Origin of the sequence: Halomonas colorata, assembly GCF_014897985.1 — a bacterium.
Classification (GTDB): Bacteria; Pseudomonadota; Gammaproteobacteria; order Pseudomonadales; family Halomonadaceae; genus Vreelandella; species Vreelandella colorata.
Genome location: NZ_JABUZA010000003.1, coordinates 79140 through 101617, shown reverse-complemented (window position 1 = coordinate 101617; position 22478 = coordinate 79140). Strand labels below are relative to the sequence as shown.

At 54.9% G+C, this 22478-nt stretch carries 18 protein-coding genes; 2 read left to right on the top strand and 16 right to left on the bottom strand.

What is annotated here, in order from left to right; all coding sequences use genetic code 11:
* Positions 1 to 66: 66 nt before the first annotated feature.
* The 16 genes from dnaE to rpsB form a co-directional block, all read right to left on the bottom strand.
* Positions 67 to 3573, bottom strand: a complete 3507-nt coding sequence (gene dnaE / locus INT33_RS02775; protein ID WP_193091023.1) for a DNA polymerase III subunit alpha — start codon at positions 3571 to 3573, stop codon at positions 67 to 69.
* 47 nt (positions 3574 to 3620) lie between these two features.
* Entirely contained in the window at positions 3621 to 4238 is a 618-nt protein-coding gene (gene rnhB, locus INT33_RS02770; protein WP_018918246.1) for a ribonuclease HII, read from the bottom strand.
* Positions 4228 to 5400: a lipid-A-disaccharide synthase gene (gene lpxB, locus INT33_RS02765; RefSeq protein WP_193091022.1), complete on the bottom strand. Its 1173-nt coding sequence runs from the start codon at positions 5398 to 5400 to the stop codon at positions 4228 to 4230. The genes rnhB and lpxB overlap by 11 nt, the downstream gene beginning before the upstream one ends.
* Before the next feature lie 16 nt (positions 5401 to 5416).
* Positions 5417 to 6184: an acyl-ACP--UDP-N-acetylglucosamine O-acyltransferase gene (lpxA, locus tag INT33_RS02760; RefSeq protein WP_193091021.1), complete on the bottom strand. Its 768-nt coding sequence runs from the start codon at positions 6182 to 6184 to the stop codon at positions 5417 to 5419.
* Entirely contained in the window at positions 6181 to 6624 is a 444-nt protein-coding gene (fabZ, locus tag INT33_RS02755) for a 3-hydroxyacyl-ACP dehydratase FabZ (RefSeq protein WP_018918249.1), read from the bottom strand. Before fabZ ends, lpxA begins: the two co-directional genes overlap by 4 nt.
* A 164-nt stretch (positions 6625 to 6788) precedes the next feature.
* Positions 6789 to 7826 (bottom strand): UDP-3-O-(3-hydroxymyristoyl)glucosamine N-acyltransferase, encoded by a 1038-nt coding sequence (lpxD, locus tag INT33_RS02750; RefSeq protein ID WP_193091020.1) that lies wholly within the window; start codon positions 7824 to 7826, stop codon positions 6789 to 6791.
* A 57-nt stretch (positions 7827 to 7883) separates the two neighbouring features.
* Positions 7884 to 8390 (bottom strand): OmpH family outer membrane protein, encoded by a 507-nt coding sequence (locus tag INT33_RS02745; RefSeq protein ID WP_193091019.1) that lies wholly within the window; start codon positions 8388 to 8390, stop codon positions 7884 to 7886.
* A gap of 59 nt (positions 8391 to 8449) precedes the next feature.
* Positions 8450 to 10801: an outer membrane protein assembly factor BamA gene (bamA, locus tag INT33_RS02740; RefSeq protein WP_407648026.1), complete on the bottom strand. Its 2352-nt coding sequence runs from the start codon at positions 10799 to 10801 to the stop codon at positions 8450 to 8452.
* Positions 10802 to 10901: 100 nt separating this feature from the next.
* Positions 10902 to 12260, bottom strand: a complete 1359-nt coding sequence (gene rseP / locus INT33_RS02735) for an RIP metalloprotease RseP (RefSeq protein ID WP_193091018.1) — start codon at positions 12258 to 12260, stop codon at positions 10902 to 10904.
* Positions 12261 to 12346: 86 nt separating this feature from the next.
* The gene (ispC, locus tag INT33_RS02730) at positions 12347 to 13537 is read right to left on the bottom strand and encodes a 1-deoxy-D-xylulose-5-phosphate reductoisomerase (RefSeq protein WP_192538088.1); all 1191 of its coding nucleotides are present in this window, start codon (positions 13535 to 13537) and stop codon (positions 12347 to 12349) included.
* Positions 13534 to 14355: a phosphatidate cytidylyltransferase gene (locus INT33_RS02725; RefSeq protein ID WP_193091017.1), complete on the bottom strand. Its 822-nt coding sequence runs from the start codon at positions 14353 to 14355 to the stop codon at positions 13534 to 13536. The genes ispC and INT33_RS02725 overlap by 4 nt, the downstream gene beginning before the upstream one ends.
* Positions 14348 to 15136, bottom strand: a complete 789-nt coding sequence (gene uppS, locus INT33_RS02720; protein ID WP_193091016.1) for a polyprenyl diphosphate synthase — start codon at positions 15134 to 15136, stop codon at positions 14348 to 14350. The genes INT33_RS02725 and uppS overlap by 8 nt, the downstream gene beginning before the upstream one ends.
* 86 nt (positions 15137 to 15222) lie before the next feature.
* Positions 15223 to 15780: a ribosome recycling factor gene (gene frr, locus INT33_RS02715; RefSeq protein ID WP_193091015.1), complete on the bottom strand. Its 558-nt coding sequence runs from the start codon at positions 15778 to 15780 to the stop codon at positions 15223 to 15225.
* Between the two features lie 4 nt (positions 15781 to 15784).
* Positions 15785 to 16558, bottom strand: a complete 774-nt coding sequence (pyrH, locus tag INT33_RS02710; RefSeq protein ID WP_018918258.1) for a UMP kinase — start codon at positions 16556 to 16558, stop codon at positions 15785 to 15787.
* 121 nt (positions 16559 to 16679) lie between these two features.
* Positions 16680 to 17549, bottom strand: coding sequence for a translation elongation factor Ts (tsf, locus tag INT33_RS02705; RefSeq protein ID WP_193091014.1), 870 nt, complete (start codon positions 17547 to 17549; stop codon positions 16680 to 16682).
* A 219-nt stretch (positions 17550 to 17768) separates the two neighbouring features.
* Positions 17769 to 18518, bottom strand: a complete 750-nt coding sequence (rpsB, locus tag INT33_RS02700) for a 30S ribosomal protein S2 (protein WP_018918260.1) — start codon at positions 18516 to 18518, stop codon at positions 17769 to 17771.
* Between the two features lie 424 nt (positions 18519 to 18942).
* On the opposite strand from rpsB, the gene map reads away from it, so the two are divergent.
* Together map and INT33_RS02690 are read left to right on the top strand one after the other, a co-directional pair.
* Positions 18943 to 19734 carry a type I methionyl aminopeptidase gene (map, locus tag INT33_RS02695; RefSeq protein WP_193091013.1) on the top strand — a complete coding sequence of 264 codons (792 nt, stop codon included), beginning with the start codon at positions 18943 to 18945 and terminating at the stop codon, positions 19732 to 19734.
* Positions 19734 to 22409: a [protein-PII] uridylyltransferase gene (locus tag INT33_RS02690; RefSeq protein ID WP_193091012.1), complete on the top strand. Its 2676-nt coding sequence runs from the start codon at positions 19734 to 19736 to the stop codon at positions 22407 to 22409. The genes map and INT33_RS02690 overlap by 1 nt, the downstream gene beginning before the upstream one ends.
* Positions 22410 to 22478 lie beyond the last annotated feature (69 nt).

Below are 22478 nucleotides of genomic sequence, written 5' to 3'. Positions count from 1 at the left end.
ATCCTGACCCTGCCACGCAAGGTAATGCCCGTTCAATTAAAGTGCCCAACCGTCCTACGATCAGGTTTAACGATAGCGCAACTGGACGCCCGCCTGCCCTTCCACATCGCGAAGCGCGAGCAGCAGATCATCACTAGGGGCGACCTTCCACTCCTCCGCAAGCTCTAACCAGCCAACCGCCTCTTCATGTCGATACTGCACACGCACCGGCAAACCTTCATTAGTGCGGTAGGGTGTCAGACTATCGCGCAGGGTTTCAACCAAACGACCGTTGATACGCCCGGCATCCAGCGCAAGCTCGACCGCCTGGCCATAACGTATACGCGCCGTCACCATGGGCGTTACGTCTTTACCGCGCAGACGTAAGCCGCCTGAAAAGTCGTCGCTTGAGACTTCACCTTCAACGATCAATACCTGATCAGCCTCTATCTGACCACGCAGCTGTTCAAACATTTCACCAAACAGCGAGGCCTCAATACGTCCGGTGCGGTCATCCAGGGTGATAAACGCCATGGTATCGCCGCGTTTGGACTTCATGGTACGCATGGCGACCACTAGCCCTGCCACCCGTTGAGGTTCGCGGGAGGGTTTTAAATCGCTGATCCGGGTCGACACGAAACGTTTTAATTCACGTTCATATTCGTCAATGGGATGCCCGGTAAGATAAAGCCCCAGGGTATCTTTTTCACCCGAAAGCCGCTCCCGGTCGGTCCACTCACGCGCACCGAGGTATTCAGTGTAGACATTGATCTCTTCATCCTCGGCTTCAGCGAAGGCTTCGCCGAACATGTCCAACATCCCTAAGCTCTGGTTGGCATGATTCTGGGCAGCCGCTTTCAGGGCGTCTTCCATCGAGGCTGCCAGTACTGCGCGGTTAGGGCCGAGATTATCAAGCGCGCCTGAGCGAATCAGCGCTTCAAGCGTGCGCTTGTTCATCCGCTTGGGGTCAAGCCTGCGGCAGAAATCGAACAGGTCGGTAAACGGCCCACCCGTCTGGCGCGCTTCAACAATCGCCCCGATGGGACCCTCGCCCACCCCGCGAATCGCCCCCAAGCCGTACACCACGCGCCCTTCGGTATCCACGGTAAATTTGTAACCGCCCACGTTAACGTCTGGCGGCGTAACGGTCAGTTTGAGGTTGCGACACTCCTCGATTAACGGCACCACCTTATCCAGGTTGTCCATCTCGGTGGACATAACCGCCGCCATAAACGGCCCCGGATAATGGGCTTTCAGCCACGCGGTCTGGTAAGACACCAGCGCGTAGGCGGCAGAGTGGGACTTGTTAAACCCGTAACCGGCGAATTTTTCCACCAGATCGAAGATGTTACCCGCCAGGTTCTTATCAATGCCGTTGGCCGCACAACCTTCCATAAAGCCGTCACGCTGCTTGGCCATCTCCTCGGGCTTTTTCTTACCCATCGCCCGGCGCAGCATATCGGCCTGGCCCAGCGAGTAGCCGGCCATTACCTGAGCGATCTGCATGACCTGCTCTTGGTAAAGGATGATGCCGTAGGTAGGCGACAGCACCGGCTTTAACAGCTCGTGCTGATAATCCGGGTGTGGATAAGACACTTCGGCACGGCCATGCTTACGGTTGATAAAGTCATCGACCATGCCCGACTGCAGCGGGCCAGGGCGGAACAACGCCACCAGGGCGATCATGTCGTCCAGCGAATCAGGCAGAAGACGCTTGATCAGCTCCTTCATGCCGCGGGATTCGAGCTGGAAAACGGCGGTGGTTTCAGCACGCTTGAGCATCTCAAACGTTTTGCCGTCATCCAGCGGAATCGCATCAATGTTCAGCGGTTCCTGGCCGTTCACGCCGCGAACCTTATCGACCATCTCAAGCGCCCAGTCGATAATGGTCAGCGTACGCAGGCCCAGGAAATCGAACTTGACCAGCCCGGCGTCTTCGATATCGTTTTTATCGAACTGAACCACCAGCCCGTTGCCGTTTTCATCGCACAATAACGGTGAGAAATCAGTCAGCTTGGTAGGCGCGATAACCACGCCGCCCGCGTGCTTGCCGGTGCCGCGCGTTGTGCCCTCAAGCTTGAGGGCCATTTCCCAGATTTCTTCAGCTTCTTCGTCGTTAGCAATGAACTCTTTAAGCGCAGGCTCCTGCTCGATCGCCTTGCCAAGCGTCATGCCCACTTCAAACGGGATCAGCTTGGAGAGTTTGTCGCCCAGCGAATAGGGCCGCCCCTGGGCACGCGCCACGTCGCGCACCACGGCTTTGGCCGCCATGGTGCCGAAGGTAACGATCTGCGATACCGCATCGCGTCCGTAGCGCTCGGCCACGTATTCGATCACCTTGTCGCGTTTTTCCATGCAGAAATCGACGTCAAAGTCGGGCATGGAGACACGCTCGGGATTCAAAAAGCGCTCAAACAGCAGATCGTAGCCGATCGGGTCAAGGTCGGTGATTTTTTGCGCGTAGGCGACCAAGGAGCCCGCACCGGAACCCCGTCCGGGCCCTACCGGCACGTTGTTGTCCTTGGCCCACTGGATAAAGTCCATTACGATCAGAAAGTAGCCGGGGAAGCCCATCTGAATAATAACGTTGAGCTCGAACTCCAGCCGGTCGCGGTAACGCTGATCAATTTCCTTGTATTCGTCGCTGTCGCGCGGGTAGCGCTCAACCGGAAACAGGAAGTCCAGGCGATCCGTCAGGCCGTCGTGGGAAACCTTGCGGAAAAACTCATCCTGGGTCATGCCTTCCGGAATTTCAAACTCGGGCAAAAATATTTCGCCCAGACGCACATCCACGCTGCAGCGCTCGGCAATCATCACGCTGTTTTCAAGCGCTTCCGGGATATCCGAGAACAGCGCCGCCATCTCATCAGGGCTTTTCAGATACTGCTCTTCGGTGTAGCGGCGTTCGCGGCGCGGGTCATCCAGCGCCTTGCCTTCACCGATCGCCACGCGTGTTTCATGTGCCCAGAAGTCATCCCGCTCAAGAAAGCGCACATCGTTGGTGGCCACCACCGGCGTGCCGGTGTCGATGGCAAGCTTGACGCTGGCATGCACACACGCCTCTTCAAGCGGACGCCCGGTACGGATCAGCTCCAAATAGAAACGATCCGGAAAGGCAGTCTGCCACTCTTCAAGCAACTGGCGCGCTTCACGTTCATGATCGGAGAGCAGATGACGACCAATTTCGCCCTCCCGCGCGCCGGAAAGTGCAATCAGACCGTCACTTTGTTCAAGCACCCAGCGCTTGTCCAGAATGGCTTTACCCTGGCGCTGGCCGTGGGTCCAGCCCTTGGAGATCAGCTCGGTCAGGTTACGATAGCCGACGTCATTCATCGCCAGCAGCGTTATACGGTAAGGGTGAGATTCATCGTGAGGATTAAAAAGCCACAGGTCGCTGCCGATGATCGGTTTGAGCCCCGCGCCCTGGGCAGCTTTGTAAAATTTGACCAGGCCAAATAAATTGGTTTCGTCAGTGAGCGCAAGCGCGGGCATGGCGCGCTCGGCAGTGGTACTGACCAATGACTTAAGCTTTACCAAGCCGTCGACCAGGGAGTATTCACTGTGCAAACGTAGATGAACAAACGGTACCGTCATGACACTCTCGGTAAAATCTCGGTAAAAAGAAATGAACGCAGATTAGCTTATATCAGCGCCAGCTGACGCTGGACGGGAGCAAAGCTTCGGCGATGTTCCTCAAGCGGCCCATGGGCCGTTAGCGCCTCAAGGTGCTGTTTGGTTGGGTAGCCCTTATGGCGCGCAAAACCATACTCAGGATAGCGCATATCCAACGCTACCATCTGAGCATCGCGCGCGACCTTGGCAAGAATCGACGCCGCGGCAATCGCTGGATGGCGCGCATCGCCTTTGACCACCGCCTGCCCCGGCAAAATATGTCCCGGCAACCGGTTACCGTCTACCAGCAAATATTCGGCAGCAGGGGCTAAACCGTCGATCGCACGACGCATCGCCAAATGTGTGGCGTGGTAGATATTGAGCTGGTCGACTTCAGCAGCACTTGCCTCAGCGACCACAAATGCCAACGCCTGCTCGCGAATCAGCAGGTCTAGCGCTTCACGCTTGCGGGCCGTAAGCTTTTTAGAGTCGGTCAACCCGTTAATCGGGCGCATAGGATCAAGAATCACCGCCGCCGCCACAACGCTACCGATCAATGGCCCACGCCCGACTTCATCTACTCCGGCTAAGCGCTCGCCCACATAGGCGATTTCAAGCGGCGGAAAGTTGTCTGGTTTAGCTGGCATGGTCACTCTCTAGAGGCTGGCCGAACGCAATGGCAGTTATCGCCTCAGCGGCGCGGCGGCTGGCATCGCGCTGCAGGTTGGCGTGCATCGTGGCAAAGCGGGCCTCTAACGCCAGGCGTGCTTCATTATCGCTAAGCAATTCATGGAGCTGGTCCGCAATGGCCTCAGGCGTCGCCGCTTCCTGGATAAGCTCGGGCACAACGCTTTGCTGGGCGATCAGATTGGGCAGCGATACCCACCGGGTTTTCACCATACGCTTGGCAAGCCAATGCGTAGCGGGCGCCATCTTGTACGCGACCAGCATTGCCCGGTGGCACAGCATGGCTTCAAGCGCAGCGGTCCCGGACGCCAAAAGTACGGCATCACTGGCAACCATCGCCTCCCGCGCCTGACCATTTAATAGCTCAACACGCTCGGTAAGCGTTGGATAGTGAGACAAAAGTACTTTAATTTCGTCATGACGCAGCGCTGAGGCGGCCGGAATCAAAACCTTTAGCGTGGCATGACGCTGGCACAGCAGCTCCGCGGCGGCTAAAAAAGTATGGCCCAGGAAGCGTATTTCGTTGCCGCGCGAGCCTGGCAATAACGCGAGTACCGGCGCGTTTTCATCAAGGCCGAGCACCTGGCGCGTTGCGACGCGATCGTTTTCAAGCGGTAGCTCATCGGCAAGCGGATGGCCTACAAACACAACAGGGACGTTGTGGTGACGATAAAAATCCGCCTCAAAGGGTAGCAGCGTGAGCATGCCATCGACGGATTTAGCGATGCCTTTCACCCGCCCCTGACGCCACGCCCACACCGAGGGGCTGACATAGTGGGCCGTTTTGATCCCTGCGCTACGCAGCTGTTTTTCAAGCCCTAGGGTAAAATCAGGTGCATCAATGCCCACCATGATATCCGGCTGCCAGGCGAGCGCTTCGCGGCGTAACGTGCGGCGCACGCCCACCAGCTCAGGCAGATGCTTGATGACTTCGACAATTCCCATGACCGAAAGCGTTTCCAGCGGAAAGCGGCTTTGCATGCCTTCAGCGATCATGCGTGGGCCACCGATGCCTCGAAACTCAACCTCGGGATGGTGCGCCTTTAGCGCGCGCATCAGGCCAGCACCGAGGATATCTCCCGACAGCTCGCCCGCCACTAGATAAATGCGCTGCAATGTCATAACCGAATGGACATAATTATCGGGTAATACCGCGAGTTGAACGTTCGATAGAGGCGGCAAAATGAGCCACTTCTTCGATATCAAATCGCGTGCGCATCTCGTCAAGCGCCTGCTCAACGGTCAGGCCCTGGCGATACACCATTTTATAGGCGGCGCTTAAGGCATTAACCGCTTCACGGCTAAACCCACGTCGCTTCAAGCCCACCAGATTAAGGCCACGGGCTTCGGCCGGGTTACCGTTAATCATTATGTAGGCTGGGGTATCTTTGGTGATAATCGACCCGCCGCCAGCCATGGCATGATCGCCAAAGTGGCAAAACTGGTGTACGGCAGAAAGACCGCCCAAAATAGCGAAATCACCCAGCGTTACGTGGCCCGCCAAGGTTACCTGGTTGGCAAGAATACAGTCATTGCCGATCACACAATCATGGCCTACGTGGACATAGGCCATAAACAGATTACGCGAGCCGATCGTGGTTTCACTACGATCCTGTACCGTACCGCGGTGCAGCGTGACGCCTTCGCGCACCACATTATCGTCGCCCATTACCAGGCGGGTAGGTTCGCCTGCATATTTCTTATCCTGGCAATCCTCGCCTACCGAGGCGAACTGAAAAATGCGCGTACGCTTACCTAGCACCGTGGGGCCTTTAACCACCACGTGTGGGCCAATTATGGAGCCTTCGCCAATTGTGACGTCGGGCCCAATAACACTAAAGGGACCAACCTCGACGTCATCGGCAAGCCGCGCCGTCGGGTCAACCAAAGCAGTAGGATGTATCAAGCAACCTTCCTCTCGGCACAAATGATTTCTGCCTCGCAAGCAAGCTCCCCACCTACCGTTGCCCGGCAGGCAAACTTCCAAATCCCACGCTTGCCGCGGATAACGTTCGCTTGCAGCACCAGTTGGTCACCGGGCATTACAGGCCGTTTGAAACGCACGTTGTCGCTTCCTACAAGATAGTAAACATACCCATCGGCAGGAAGCTTGTTGACCGTTTTAAAACCTAAAATACCGCACACTTGAGCTAATGCTTCAACGACCAACACCCCAGGCATAATGGGGTGATGGGGAAAATGGCCATTAAAAAAAGGCTCGTTGATACTAACATTTTTAAACGCAACGATGGATTCGCCCACGGTTAATTCCGTTACTCGATCCACCAGCAAAAACGGGTAGCGGTGGGGCAAGTATTCGCGAATTTCATTAATATCCATAACCATCGAAACGACCTCTAAAAAGACAAAAGGCCTGACTAGTATCAGGCATGCACCAGCATATAGCTGGTTAAAAGGCAGTGAATTATAACCTGAGGCGCTAAAGCCTCAAGTTACGTGCCGAGCAATTAACAGGACCTTCATTAATAAGACCTTGATCAATGAGACCTTCACGTATCACGCGTATTTTTTTCCAGCCGTGACAAGCGCTTGGCAATATCATCCAGCTGTTTAAAGCGCACTGCATTTTTACGCCACTGCGAGTTAGCCATCGCCCCGGTGCCAGAAGAGTAGACGCCCGGTTTATGAATCGAGTTGGTAACCAGGCTCATGCCGGTTACCTGCACGCCGTCACAAATCGTTAGATGGCCAGATAACCCGACACCCCCACCCAGCATACAGTGCTTACCCACCTGGGTGGATCCGGCAATACCCACACAGCCAGCAAGCGCACTATGCGCGCCGATAATCACGTTATGGGCGATCTGGACCTGGCTATCGATTTTGACGTCATCGCCAATCAGGGTGTCGCCCAGCGCGCCACGGTCGATACTCGAGCAACTGCCGACCTCGACATCATCACCCAGCACGACGCCGCCCAGCTGGGCAATTTTGTGCCACCCTGCACCGTCGTGAGCAAACCCAAAACCATCTCCACCAATCACACAGCCGCTCTGTAAAATCACCCGTTTGCCGATAATCACACCATGGCACACGGTGACATTGGCATGCAGGCGGGTTTTGTTGCCCACAATGCTATCCGCACCTATCACGCTACCGGCCCCGACGACCACATGATCGCCAAGCGTAACGCCCTCTTCCACTACAGCATGGGCTTGAATCGAGACGCCTTCGCCCATTGTCACGTTTTCGGCCACAACAGCCGTTGGATGAATACCGGGCTTATCACGTGCGGGTAGGGGATCAAATAGCTGGGAGAGTTTGGCATAGCCCAGATAGGGGTTTTCCATCTCAAGCTTTGGCACCGGGCAGTTCTTGCCGTGCTCGGGGTGGAGCAGAACGGCAGCCGCTTGAGTGGTGGCTAAATCCTTGAGATAAGCCCGATTTGCCAAAAAAGCCACCTGATCAGGCTGGGCCTCTTTTAGGGTTGCCAACCCACGAATGGGCTTATCGGCGTCCCCGGCAAAGGCGACTCCTAAATGGCGAGCGATGTCCGCAAGAGTGTGGTGGTGCAGTGCGTGCGTCATGGGAGCCCAACAAAACAGTGGTGCAGCATGGCCACACCGGCAGTCATTAAAAATTAATTATAGCGAATCAAATATCTGGGTAACTTCGTCCGTCACGTTGGGCAAATCTACCGACGAGTGCAGCACGCCCTGTGGCTCAACTAGCACATCGATACTGTGGCGACTCAACACCTGCTCAACCGCCTGCTCAAGCTTGGACTCAGCGCCTTCCAGGAACTGCTGCTCGGAGTTCTGCTGTGCTTGCATCACTTCACGACGTAGCTGCTCAAAGCGAGACCCCTTTTGCTGAAGCTCAGCAATCAGTGAATCACGCTGCGATTGTGCCATGGTTTCGCCTTCACGCTGCAGGCGTTCCTGCAACTGCTGAAGCTCATTACCCAAGCTCTGGGCTTCACTCTGCTGGCTGCCAATCTGTCCTTCTAGCCGACTCAGCGAGGCTTGAGCAGACTGAGTATTCATCAGCGCTGCCCGCCAATCGAGCACAGCCACCTCTGCGGCTACGGCATGGGCGGACGGTAAAGCTATCGCCCCGAACAGACACACAGCCGCTGTCAGTTTACGCATCGAGTTAACTCCTTGTTATCAGGCAGGAGCGCACCCCACAGGTGCGCTCTGTAGCAAAGTTAGAACGTTTGTCCCAGTGAGAACTGGAAGAACTGCGTGTCGTCGCCACTTTCATCATTAAGCGGCTCAGCGATGCTAAAGGTCAGCGGACCAACAGGCGTTAGCCAAGCAAGGCCAACACCCACACTATAGCGTAAGTCGCCTAAATCAACGCCAGAACTACATTGCTGACGCCCTTGATCGGCCTCCAGCACATCGTAGCAGGAGCTCAAGAACGTGTTACCGGCATCAAAGAATATAGATGGCTGAACGGAGCGCTGGTTCTCAACAAACGGCATGGGGAAGATAACTTCAGCACTACCTTCCACCAGCACGTTACCGCCCATAGTACGGTCACGACCGCCCTCAACGGCAGGTGTTGTGCGCTGCCCAAGCGTATTGGACGTAAAGCCACGCACTGAACCTAAACCGCCCGAATAGAAGTTTTCATAGAAGGGGTAGGGATCGTTAGAGCCCAGCGTATCGGCATAGCCCAGGTTACCGCTAAATTTAAGCGCCCAGGTTTCGTCGTTATTAATCGGGAACAGCTGCTGGGCGCGGGCGCGAAGCTTATAGTACTCGGCATCACTGCCCGGTGCGCTGGTTTCAAGCGACAGGCGCTGGTAGTTACCGGCTGTCGGCATGACGCCTCGGTTAAGGTTGTTACGCGTCCAGCTCGCCGTGAGCTTTAAGCTCTGAGCGTCTTTACCTTCGTCATCAACGTAGCGGCGAATTTCTGACGCTGTATCGTTATACGTCTTGATCGAGAGATCTTCCAGGCTCGCGCCGAAGTTCAATCGGGAAAGCTCGCTTATGGGGTAACCAAAGTTGATACCCGCCCCGTAAGCATCGGTTGAATAGGTAGAAATATCCGAGTCGGCGTAATCGGTTTCGCGGTAGAACACATTATAGCCGCGCGAAACACCATCCAGCGTCCAGTACGGATCGGTAAAGGCAAAGTTGACGCTGGTAAACGTATCACTGCGCTGCGCACCGACGTTGACGCGGTTACCGGTACCCAGGAAGTTATTCTGGGCAAGCCCTACACCGTAGATGACACCGGCGCTCTGTGAGAAACCCACGCTTGCCGAGACCGAGCCCGAGGGCTGCTCTTCAACGTTATAGGTAACATCCAGCTTATCGGGCTCACCCGGTACCGGCTGGGTATTCACCTCGACCTGGCTAAAGAAGCCAAGCCGCTCAAGGCGCTGACGCGACTGGGTGATTGATTCAGTCGATGCCGGCGCACCTTCCATCTGAATCATTTCACGGCGCAGCACTTCATCCTGCGTTGTGGTATTACCGTAAAACTCAATGCGGCGAACGTAGGTGCGCTGACCGGGGTCAACCGCGATCACTAGATCAACCGTCTCTCCGTCATCAGCCATTTCAGGAATACCCTGAATATCGGCAAAGGCGAAGCCTTCAGCGCCCAAACGCAGGCGCAGCGCTTCGGTTGAAGCATTTACCTGACCGCGAGAGAAGATATCGCCGCTTTTGATTTCCAGCAGGTTTCGCGCTTCGCTTTCGCTGATTTGCAAATCACCCGCAAAGCGGACATTGCCTACGCGGTACTGATTGCCCTCATCGATATTGAGGGTCACGAATATTTCGGATTTCTCGGGCCCAATGGATACCTGTGTGGAGGTAACATCAAAGTTCACATAGCCGCGGTCAAGATAGAACGAGCGCAGACGCTCGATATCACCGGATAAGGCCTCGCGCGAATATTCATCGCTTGAAAACCAGCCGAAGAAGCGCCCGGGCTTGTCGTTTAGCTCAAAGACATTACGCAGCGTTTCATCGTCGAAGTCCTGGTTACCGACAATATTGATCTGACGAATTTTAGCTACTTCGCCTTCATTAATATTGATATTAACCTGGACGCGACCTTCATCGATCTGCTCGACTTCAGTCGAAATGCTCGCGCTGTAACGCCCTTGAGATTGATAAACGCCTTCCAGCTCACGTTGAATCTCTTCAAGGGTCGAAAGCTGCAGCACCTGGCCTTCGGATAGACCCGATTCGCGCAAACCATTACGCAGGTCCTCTTCGGAAAGCTTTTGGTTGCCGGTGAGGTTCAAACGCGCAATCGTCGGGCGCTCAACGACCTGGATGATCAGTACGTCGCCTTCACGGGCTAACGACACGTCTTCAAACAGACCGGTGGCAAATAAATCGCGTGCGGCAGACGCTAGCTGCTGTTCGCTAACCCGATCGTTAGCACTGACAGGAAACGCATTGAAGACCGAGGCGGCGGATACCCGCTGTAGTCCTTCCACACGGATGTCCGAAACATCAAAGGATTGTGCCTGGGCGCCGCTGGCGCCTACCAGCAAGAGTGCCGCCATTCCAAGGGTCTTGATTTTCATGCAGTCAGTTCGCTCGCGTTGGTCTGCCTGTCGTTCCAGACAGGCACCATATACATTTGTGCAGGCAGATGACAAGGCATCCTGCGCGCTACACGCGTTATTACCAAAGGCGCATCAGATCGAAATACAAGGCCATCGCCATCAAGCCGCCAACCATGGCAAGCCCAATGCGTAACCCCATTGCCTGGGTTTGCTCAGAGACCGGCCGCCCACGTACGATTTCCACAAAATAATAAAACAAGTGTCCACCATCGAGTACCGGAATAGGTAGTAAATTTAGCACGCCGAGACTGATGGAAAGATAGGCGAGAAAGCCTACAAATGCTTCCATTCCTGCGCGCGCTGAATCACCCGAAATTTGCGCAATCGTAATGGGACCTGAAAGGTTGGAGGGTGAAATCAACCCTACCAACATCTTACGAATCGAATCAACGGTTAGTATTACCATATTACCGGTACGCGCGAATGCCTGACCTACCGCCTCAATCGGCCCATAGCGGATCTCTCGCTGCAGGGACTCAGGCCATGAGACAGGTTCAACGCCTGCACCAATGTACCCAACCTCACCGCCACTCTCCAGTACGTTACTCTTTGGAGTGAGCGAAAGAACGCCCTGTTCACCCTCACGGTCATAGGTGACGCTGAGCGTTTCACCGGCACTGCGTCGAATCAGGGTGACGAACTGCATCCAGTCTTCCACCGGCGTTTGATCAATCGCCGTAATACGATCACCCGCTTTCAAACCTGCATCAGCGGCCGCTTCGCCATCTACCACCTGCCCCAGCACCGCGGGGAACTCCGGCTGCCAGGGTGCCATACCCAGGGTTTGCAACGGCTGCGGCGTGTCCTGTCGAGCCAGGTAGTTATCGACCGCAAGACTATATTGACGTTCACTGCTGCTACCTTCCGGTAACGCCGTAATATTGAGCGCACCGCTAAAGCCAATCATGGAGATAAGCTTTAAATTAATTTCTTCCCAAGAGCGCACGGCGTCACCCTGGATAGCGGTGATTTCACTACCGTGGGCAAGGCCTGCCTCGGCTGCCGGTGAGTCGGGTGTAACATCACCGACCATGGGAGCAACCGTCGAAATACCTGCTACAAACAAGGCCCAATAGGCGACGATGGCCAGCAGAAAGTTTGCAAGTGGCCCCGCGGCTACAATGGCAATACGCTGCCACACGTTTTTTCGGTTAAACGCTTGATCTAACTGATCGTCAGGAACAGGGGCTTCACGCTCATCAAGCATTTTAACGTAGCCGCCCAGCGGAATCGCGGCCAACGCGAATTCGGTCCCATGGCGATCCACGGTAGACCAGAGCGGTTTACCAAAGCCCACCGAAAAGCGCAGCACTTTAACGCCACAGCGACGCGCTACCCAGAAGTGACCAAACTCGTGAAAGGTAATCAATAGCCCCAACACGACAAGTACCGCTAAAATATTTTGTAACAGGCCCACAATAAACTCCTTAGCACCATGCATACCAGCCGCTGATGCTTAAGCGACCTACTCGTCTTTCTGTTATCTATTGCCTAATCTCAGCGCTATCTTTGCTCAACGAACTGGGCTGCCTGCTCGCGCGCCCACTGATCAGCTGCCAGTACGTTCTCGATGCTGTCGGCATCGCCGTCGTAGGGAAGTGACAGTACGTGGGCCACTATCTCGGCAATAGCGTTAAAGGCAATTGTCTCTTCCAAAAAAGCCGCAACCGCAATCTCGTTGGCCGCATTGAGAATGGCGGGCGCAGCGCCGCCTTTCTGTATGGATTCACGGGCCAGGCGCAGACAGGGAAAGCGAACCTCGTCCGCGGTTTCAAAATCCAGCCGGGCGATTTGAAACAGATCCAATGTCTCCACACCCGCCTCAATACGCTCAGGCCAAGCCAACCCATAGGCAATCGGTGTGCGCATATCGGGGTTGCCTAGTTGCGCAATCACCGAGCCATCGACATAGGCTGCCATGGAGTGAATCACACTCTGAGGATGAACCACTACCTGAATTTGCTCCGGCGTGGTATCAAATAGCCAGCACGCCTCAATCAGCTCCAAACCTTTGTTCATCAAGGTGGCGCTATCGACGGAGATTTTTCGCCCCATCGACCAGTTAGGGTGGGCGCAGGCCTGGTCGGGCGTGGCACTAGCGATATCCGCAGCGCTCCAGGTACGAAAAGGTCCCCCAGACGCCGTCAACAGTAACTGTTTGACGCCATATTTCCCTAATCCGCCGCGGTGCTCCTTGGGTAGACACTGATAGATTGCGTTATGTTCAGAGTCGATCGGCAGCAGCGTCGCCCCTGAGCGCTCCACGGCCTGCATAAAAAGCGCACCGCTCAACACCAAGGCCTCTTTATTAGCCAGCAGCACGCGCTTGCCTGCTTGCACCGCGGCAAGGGCAGGCAGCAAGCCTGCCGCGCCTACGATAGCGGCCATCACGGTATCCACACTGGCTTCACGGGCGACCTGACAGAGCGCCTCTCCCCCTGCTAATACCTCGGTTGCCTGGCCCGCATCATCAAGCGCCTGACGCAACCAGAGAGCATCCGTTTCTTGATCGAGTACGGCAACGCGGGGGCGATGGGCTAAGCACTGATCCAGCAACGCTTCTTTTGAAGTATGCGCAGTAAGCGCATAGACGCGGTAGCGATCGGGATGACGGGCAATAACATCGAGCGTGCTAATCCCGATAGAGCCTGTTGAACCAAGCACGGTAATTTGCTGAATAGGTGGCTGGCTCATAATGGGAGCACCTGCCCTTGAAGAACAGGCAAATAGAGCAGTGCAAATAGCGGAATCGCGGCAGTAAGACTATCGATACGGTCCAGTACGCCGCCGTGGCCAGGTAACAGTTGGCTTGAATCCTTAACATCCCGATAGCGCTTGAGCATGCTTTCCAGAAGATCGCCCAGTACCGAGGTAAGTGTTACTACCGACGTGATAAGCACCAGAGCAATGCCGCCTGCGAGCCCAAGCGGCTGCCAAAGGGCAAACGCAATTGACAGTAGCGTGGTGGCTACCATCCCCCCTATCACGCCTTCCCACGACTTGCCGGGGCTAACACGCGGGGCAAGTTTTCGCTTCCCCCATTGGCGCCCAGCAAAGTAGGCGCCAATATCGGCAGCCCAGACCAGGAGCAGAACAAACAGCAGCCACACGGCACCGCTTTCACGCAAAATATTAAACCCTACCCAGCAGGGGATCAGTACCCATAGACCCATGGCTAAGCGCCTGCCCGTTGCCTGCCACTGATGCCCTTTATCCGGATAGTGTGTGACCCAGTAGAGGTTGAGCAACCAACCCAGCGCAGCACACCATAACGGCCAGACAGCCAAGGCGGCCCCCGCAAACCACATGATCAGCATCAAAAACGCAGCACCAGCAACTAGCTGAATGCGCTGGCTCTGGCGACTTATGCCGGCGAGGTTCGTCCACTCCCAGGCACCGAGTAGCACCATAAAAGCGGTAAAAAGCGCAAATGCGCCTCCTTGTAAGCCAAACAGGCCAATCAGCACCACGGGTGCCAACCAGGCTGCGGTTATAATCCGCTGTCTAAGCACCTTGCGCCTCTATTTGTTCGTCGGTCATACCAAAACGTCGGCGTCGCTGACAAAATTCATTTAACGCGACATCCAGCGCTTCGGCACCGAAATCTGGCCATAGTAAGGGCGAGAAATACAGCTCAGCATATGCTAACTGCCATAGCATAAAATTAGATAAGCGCTGCTCGCCACTGGTTCGAATACACAGGTCAATGGGCGTTACGTGACGACGCTCCATTGCCGCCTCAAAGCGGGTTTCATCGATGTCTTCAGGCTGTAATTCGCCTGTCGACACTTGCTCTGCAAGCTCGCGTGCCGCCCGAGTAATATCCCACTGCCCACCATAGTTGGCCGCAATAATCAGATGCATACCGGTATTATCTGCCGTCAGCGCTTCGGCGCGATTAATATACTTTTGGATAGCATGGGAAAAGCCGCGCCGCTCGCCAATAATGGTTAGCCGGATATTACGCTCATTTAGCTTTTTGACTTCACGCTTAAGCGCCATCAAAAAAAGCTCCATTAGCGCATTCACTTCTGCAGCGGGGCGCTTCCAGTTTTCACTCGAAAAGGCAAACAGGCTCAGCGTTTTCACCTGTCGTTCGGCGGCACGCTGGATTACCGCTCTGACGGCTTCTACGCCTGCGCGATGGCCGCGCACACCCGACATTCCGCGCGCCCGAGCCCAACGGTTATTGCCGTCCATTATGATAGCGACGTGCGACGGTATTGCTTCATCCCAAATAAGAGATGGCGTACTGGCATCGCCTGGCGGTTCTTCAGGAAGCTGCGACGTCATGAGGTCTCGCACAAAAGCTCGGTCATAATAAAGCCATAGGCCTAGCGGGTAGGCTGGCTACCCGCGACTAAATAAAGGAGAGACGTTTATACCTGCATCAGGTCCTGCTCTTTTGCCGCCAGCGCCTTGTCGATCTCGGCGATATACTTATCGGTCAGCTTCTGAATTTCATCTTCACCCTGGCGCTGATCGTCTTCAGTAATGTCTTTATCCTTAAGCAAGGATTTGAAATCACCGTTGGCGTCACGACGTACGTTACGAACCGCAACGCGGGCATTTTCAGCCTCAGAACGCGCCTGCTTGATATAGCCCTTGCGGGTTTCTTCGGTCAGCATCGGCATCGGCACGCGGATAACGTTGCCAGCACTTGCCGGGTTCAGACCCAGATCAGCAGTCATAATAGCCTTTTCAACTTTAGGCACCATGCCCTGTTCCCACGGCGCCACGGCAAGCGTACGCGCGTCTTCAACGTTTACCGAGGCCACTTGGCTAAGCGGTACCTGACTGCCGTAATAGTCAACGGTTACGGCATCCAGAATACTCGGGTGCGCACGCCCAGTACGAATTTTGTTGAAGTTGCTATTCAGCGACTCAACGCTTTTTTTCATACGAGACTCTGCGTCTTTCTTAATATCGTTGATCACGTCATTATCCTCTATCTATCAGCGTGCCTTCCTTGCCCCCTACTACCAAATTCAGTAGGGCACCAGGCTTATTCATATCAAATACCCGCACCGGCATATCATGGTCACGTACCAGGCAGATGGCGGTCAAATCCATAACGCCTAATTTCTGATCCAGAGCGTCATCATAGGAGAGCTGGTCATACTTTACGGCATCAGAGTGTTTCAAGGGGTCCTTGTTATAAACCCCATCCACTTTGGTGGCCTTGATGACTACATCCACATCGACTTCGATGCCTCGTAAACAGGCAGCCGAGTCGGTTGTGAAGAACGGGTTACCCGTTCCTGCCGAGAACAACACTACGTCTCCTGACGTTAAATAGCGGATGGCGGTGCGGCGGTCATAATGCTCTACCACACCACTCATGGGAATCGCCGACATTACCCGCGAACGGATATTCGAACGCTCCAATGCATCGCGCATGGCCAGCGCGTTCATTACCGTTGCCAGCATTCCCATGTGGTCGCCTGTGACCCGATCCATTCCGGCTTCGCTTAGCGCTGCACCCCGAAACAGGTTACCACCACCAATCACGATACCGACTTGCACTCCGATACCCACCAGCTGGCCGATTTCGAGCGCCATACGGTCCAACACTTTAGGGTCGATACCAAAATCGTGCTCTCCCATCAGCGCCTCGCCGGAAAGCTTCAGCAAAATACGCTTGTATTTTGACTTCGATTTCTCAAGTTTGTTGGGAACAACAAGCGCGGTAGGCTCTTGAACATCACGTGACATGGCATCTCTCCTGAAGCAGACCTAGACACAGGTGGGCGAAGCAACCCCTAGATTAGCAGGGGCCGGATACACGAAGGCGTGCGCTTACGCGCACGCCATCTTTTGACTGAAACATCTGACCTTAACGACGGCCAGCCTGTTCCATAACTTCTTTAGCGAAGTCGACTTCTTCTTTCTCGATGCCTTCACCCACTTCAAAGCGCGTGAAGCTAACTACTTCGCCACCGGCTGCTTTAACGAATTCAGCAACGGTCTGGTTCGGGTCTTTAACGAACGGCTGCTCGGTCAGGCTGTTTTCCGCCAGATATTTCTTCAGACGACCTTGAACCATTTTCTCAGCAATCTGCTCGGGCTTGCCTGCCATGTCCGGCTGACCCAGGATGATGGCTTTCTCTTGGTCCAACTGCTCTTGCGGCATATCGGCCGGGTGAGCAACTGCTGGATTAATGGCTGCTACGTGCATAGCAACGTCTTTCGCCGCTTCTGCAGTACCGCCAGTAAGTACGGTCAGAACGCCAATGCGGCCACCGTGAACGTATGCACCCACCAGGCCACCGTCAACGGCGTTGACAACTACCGCACGACGTACGCCGATGTTTTCACCGATTTTCTGAACCAGCTGCTCGCGGGCAGTTTCAGGGTCACCTGCCATAACGGCTGCAACATCTTCGCTTTTCGCAGCAAAGAAAGCGCTGGCGATTTTGTCAGCAAACGCGATGAAGTTGTCATCACGCGCAACAAAGTCGGTCTCGGAGTTGATTTCAACCATTACGCCGTAGCTACCGTCTTCTGCTACACGGGTAACAACAACACCCTCTGCAGCGATACGATCGGCTTTCTTCGCGGCTTTTAAGCCTGAATTTTTACGCAGGTTTTCGATCGCGACTTCAATATCACCGTCGGTTTCGGTGAGTGCTTTTTTACACTCCATCATGCCGAGACCAGTACGTTCGCGCAGTTCCTTGACCTGAGAGGCGCTGATAGCTGCCATGAGAATTCACCTCGGAAATGGTTCTAGCTGAGAGTTAAACGCCCTACAGAGTATAAACATGATAGATGACCATCATGTATCACTTTGAAGGTCGCTTGCCGGCAACAGGTGCCCGGCATAATCGGCCCACCCGGATATTCATCCAAAGCGGGAAAAAGGGGGCATAGGCCCCCTCTTCAACACAATGCGGCTCAACTGCCCGCCGCATCTACTGCAACCTTACTCGGCAGCAGCGTCGGTGTCTGCAGAAGCAGCCTCTTCGGTCACTTCAACGAACTCGTCCGGACGACCTTCTTTCGCACGACCACACGCGTCAGCAATGGCTTTCACGTAAATCTGGATAGCACGGATGGAGTCATCGTTACCCGGAATAACGTAATCAACGCCATCAGGGTTAGAGTTGGTATCAACCACGCCAATAACCGGGATACCCAGCTTGTTGGCTTCGTTGATCGCGATGCGCTCGTGGTCAACGTCGATGACGAACAGTGCGTCCGGCAGGCCGCCCATGTTCTTGATACCACCGATAGAACGCTCGAGCTTCTCTTGCTCGCGAGTTGCCATCAGGACTTCTTTTTTGGTCAGCTTGTCGAACGTGCCGTCTTCGCGCATGGTTTCAAGTTCGCGCAGACGCTTAATGGACTGACGAATGGTCTTGAAGTTAGTCAGCATGCCGCCCAACCAGCGATGGTTGACGAACGGCTGATTAACGCGATTCGCTTCTTCTTTGATGATCTTGCTAGCGCTGCGCTTGGTGCCAACAAACAAAATTTTGTTGTTGGATGCCGACATCTTCTCGACCACATCCACGGCTTCGTTCAGTGCCGGCAGAGTGTGCTCAAGGTTAATGATGTGAATCTTGTTGCGCGCGCCGAAGATGAACTTGCCCATCTTCGGATTCCAGTATTTGGTCTGGTGACCGAAGTGAGCGCCTGCTTTCAGCAGGTCACGCATATTAACGTGAGACATGGTAAAACTCCTGAAACTCGGGTTAGGCCTCCACGCACCCCATGGATCCGACCATTGACCACGTTAAAACGTTGCCAGCGGCACCCGGGACCATGTGTCGGTGCATGTGTGTTTTCAAGGCTTGCTATATTAGCCACGCATCCAAAAATGAACGCGCAACGGGTCGTTCGACTGACCATGATCGCCGACTAGCGATAAAGAAGCTAGGAATGACGATTGCAGGAAAGCGCGCGGCTTTATACCATAGATCATTGCCAAGATGAAGTCACAGCTCGTGTTACGATCTTTATTTGTTGCTTAAGACTGTTACTTAGTAGGCTTACTTACTATTGTCGCTTAACACTGTTTCCTGGCTACTTTTCTTAATCCCGTTGTTTCTTAATACTGTATTCTTAACTACCGCCTGAACCCATATCGAGAATTCATGAACGTTCCCATCAAGACACCTTCAGAAATCGAGAAAATGCGCGAAGCCGGGCGCCAAGCCGTCAGCGTGTTTGAAATGATCACGCCTCATATACAGGCGGGCGTCAGCACCGGCGAGATCGACCGACTGTGTCATGAATATATTGTCAATGAACTGGGCTCCACGCCTGCCCCACTCAACTACCACGGCTATACCCACGCCACCTGTATCTCCTTGAATCACGTGGTTTGCCACGGCTTCCCAGATTTCAATAAAAAGCTCAAGAATGGCGACATCATGAATCTGGATGTCACGGTTAAGACGCCGGATGGCTACCACGGCGACTCCAGCATGATGTTTGTCATCGGCGAAACCATTCAAGGTGAGCGCCTGTGCCGGATCACCCAGGAATGCCTGTATAAAAGCATCGCCCTGGTAAAACCCGGCGTGCGTCTTTCAGAGCTTGCCCAAGCGATTCAAAAACATGCCGAAAGCCATGGCTACTCTGTGGTACGCGACTTCTGTGGGCATGGCATTGGCGCGGGTTTCCATGAAGAGCCTCAGGTTCTGCACTACGATGGCTACGCGCCTGAAGCTGACATCACCCTGGAAGCCGGCATGTGCTTTACCATCGAGCCCATGATTAACGTTGGCGGCTATAAAACCAAAGTGCTTCGCGACGGCTGGACAGCCGTCACCAAGGACAAGAGCCTGTCGGCTCAATGGGAACACACCTTACTGGTCACCGAGACCGGGGTTGAAGTTCTGACCGCGCGTAGCGATGAAGACTTTAGCTTTTTAGATCGCTAATGCTCCTTCACCACTACCGGTTCGAGCCGGACACGTCACTGTATGACCTTGAAGCTTTGCGCACGGAGCTCTCCGGTTCACGCTCGCCCATTGCGCCGTTTAAAACGGCGCTCCGCGAGCTGCAGGCCCGGCTGGACGACCGGTTTCGTTCAGGCGCTGACATACGCGATCTGGTGCGCGGGCGAGCTTGGTACTTAGACCAACTGCTGGCCATTGCCTGGAATCTGCACGCCTGGCCAGATGACGGCGTAGCGCTGGTCGCCGTAGGCGGTTACGGCCGAGGTGAACTTCACCCTCACTCGGATATCGACCTGCTTTTGCTGCTTGAGCAGGATGACGACACTCCCTACCGAGAATCCCTAAGCGCGTTTATCACCTTTTTATGGGATATCGGCTTGGAGATTGGCCACAGCGTCCGCTCGTTAAATGACTGCGAACGTGAAGCCAAGGCGGATGTCACCGTCATCACCAACCTGCTTGAATCACGCCTGATCGCCGGGCCTGAGTCGTTGCGGGCAACCATGCATGAGCGTTTAAGCACCGAGCAACTCTGGCCTGCCGACCGTTTTTTTGAAGCCAAGTGGCAGGAGCAGATTGCCCGCCACTACCGCTACAACAACTCGGAATACCATCTTGAGCCTAACCTGAAAAGCTCGCCTGGCGGCCTACGCGACATTCAAATGATTGGCTGGATTGCCAAGCGCCACTTCGGCACCGAGCAGTACGCTGACATTGTCGCTAACGGCTTTATGAACGATGCCGAGCTGCGTATTTTGAGCCAGGGGCAGGCATTCTTGTGGCAGGTGCGTTATGCCCTGCATATGTTGACCGACCGCGCCGAAGACCGGCTACTGTTTGATCATCAGCGCACCATTGCCGAGCTGTTTGGCTTTAAAGACACGCCCGAGCGTTTAGCCGTTGAGCAGTTCATGAAGCGCTACTATCGTCACGTAACAGCGCTTGCTGGCTTGAACGATATGCTGCTTCAGCACTTCGATGAAGTAATTTTGCGCGGCAAAGAGGCGCTGGAAACCATTCAGCTCAACGAGCGCTTTGAAACCAAGGGCGGCTATATTCAAGCACGCTCGCGCAGCCTGTTTCGCGAGCAGCCGGAGGCCATGCTGGAACTGTTCCTGCTCATGGCTAGGCACCCCGAAATTGAAGGCGTGCGTGCGGATACTATTCGCCTTATCCGCGATCACCGCCATCAAATCGACGATCACTACCGCGACGACCCGCTTCATCAGCAGCTGTTTCTGGAAATCTTGCGCGCGCCCGGCAACGTGCCGCGCCAATTGCGGCGCATGAACCGCTACGGCATTTTGGGTAAGTACCTGCCCGAATTTGGCCGTGCGGTAGGCCTGATGCAGCATGACCTGTTTCATATCTACACGGTGGATGCCCATACCCTGCGCCTGCTGAAATTCCTGCACGGGTTTCGTAAACCCAGCGCCAAGGACGAGTTCCCCGTGGCCGCGGTTCTTATCAACCAGCTGCCTAAGCTGGATATTTTATGGATAGCAGGCCTGTTTCACGATATCGGCAAGGGCCGTGGTGGTGACCATTCAGAAATTGGCGCCCGGGATGTTGAGCACTTTTGCCAACGCCACCATATAACGCCTCACGATACGAAACTGGCCAGTTGGCTTGTCGAGCATCATCTGCTCATGTCGATGACTGCTCAGAAGCGTGATATCAGTGACCCCGACGTTATTCGCGATTTTGCCTTAGTTGTGCGTAATGAAGCGCGCCTGGATTACCTTTACGTACTGACAGTCGCTGATATCAACGCCACCAACCCGACGCTATGGAATGGCTGGCGGGCGTCACTTCTGCGCCAGCTTTATGCTGAAACCAAGCGCGCCCTGCGACGCGGGCTTAAAAATCCGCCGGACCGTGATGACTGGGTGCGGGAAACACGCTCCGAAGCCCGCTCGCTGCTCAATACCCTCGGGATTGGACGCGCGCAAATCGACACACTTTGGGAATCACTCGGCGAGGATTATTTCTTACAGTACGCCCCCAGCGAAATCGTCTGGCAAACCCAAGGGATTTTGGTCCATAACGCCTCCCCCTTGCCACTAGTATTAATCAGCGCGCCGACGGTCGATATGGCAGAAGGCGGAACCAAAGTGTTTATTCACACTCGCTCGGTCGACGACCTGTTTGCCGCGACCGCCGCGGCAATGGAGCAGCTAGGGCTTTCGATTCACGATGCGCGCATTGTTACCTCGCATAACAACTGGACGCTGAATACCTTTATCGTACTGGATAACCACGGCCAGCCAATTCGCGACCCTGAGCACATCAATGAAATGCGCCAGCACCTGGTCGAAGAGCTGGACGACCCTGACGATTACCCAGAGATCGTCACCCGCCATACGCCGCGCCAGCTAAAGCACTTTAAAGTGCCCACCGAAGTGTTGATCGAGCAGGACCCGGCCAATGAGCGTACGCTGCTAGAACTCACGGCCCCCGACCGGCCAGGGCTTTTGGCCCGGGTCGGGCGTATTTTCATGGAGCAGGATATCGCGCTATCGACGGCTAAAATTGCCACTCTGGGTGAGCGCGTCGAGGACGTTTTCTTTATCACCACCAAATCGGGCGAGCCGCTAACCGACCCCTTGCGCCAGCAGCAGCTACGCGAGCGGTTGATTGAGGTCTTGGGGGTTTGAGCATGGCGCTTAAGTTTGAGCCCACACCGGGGCTTGCTATAATCGGCGCCTTACACCTGTCGTTTTAAT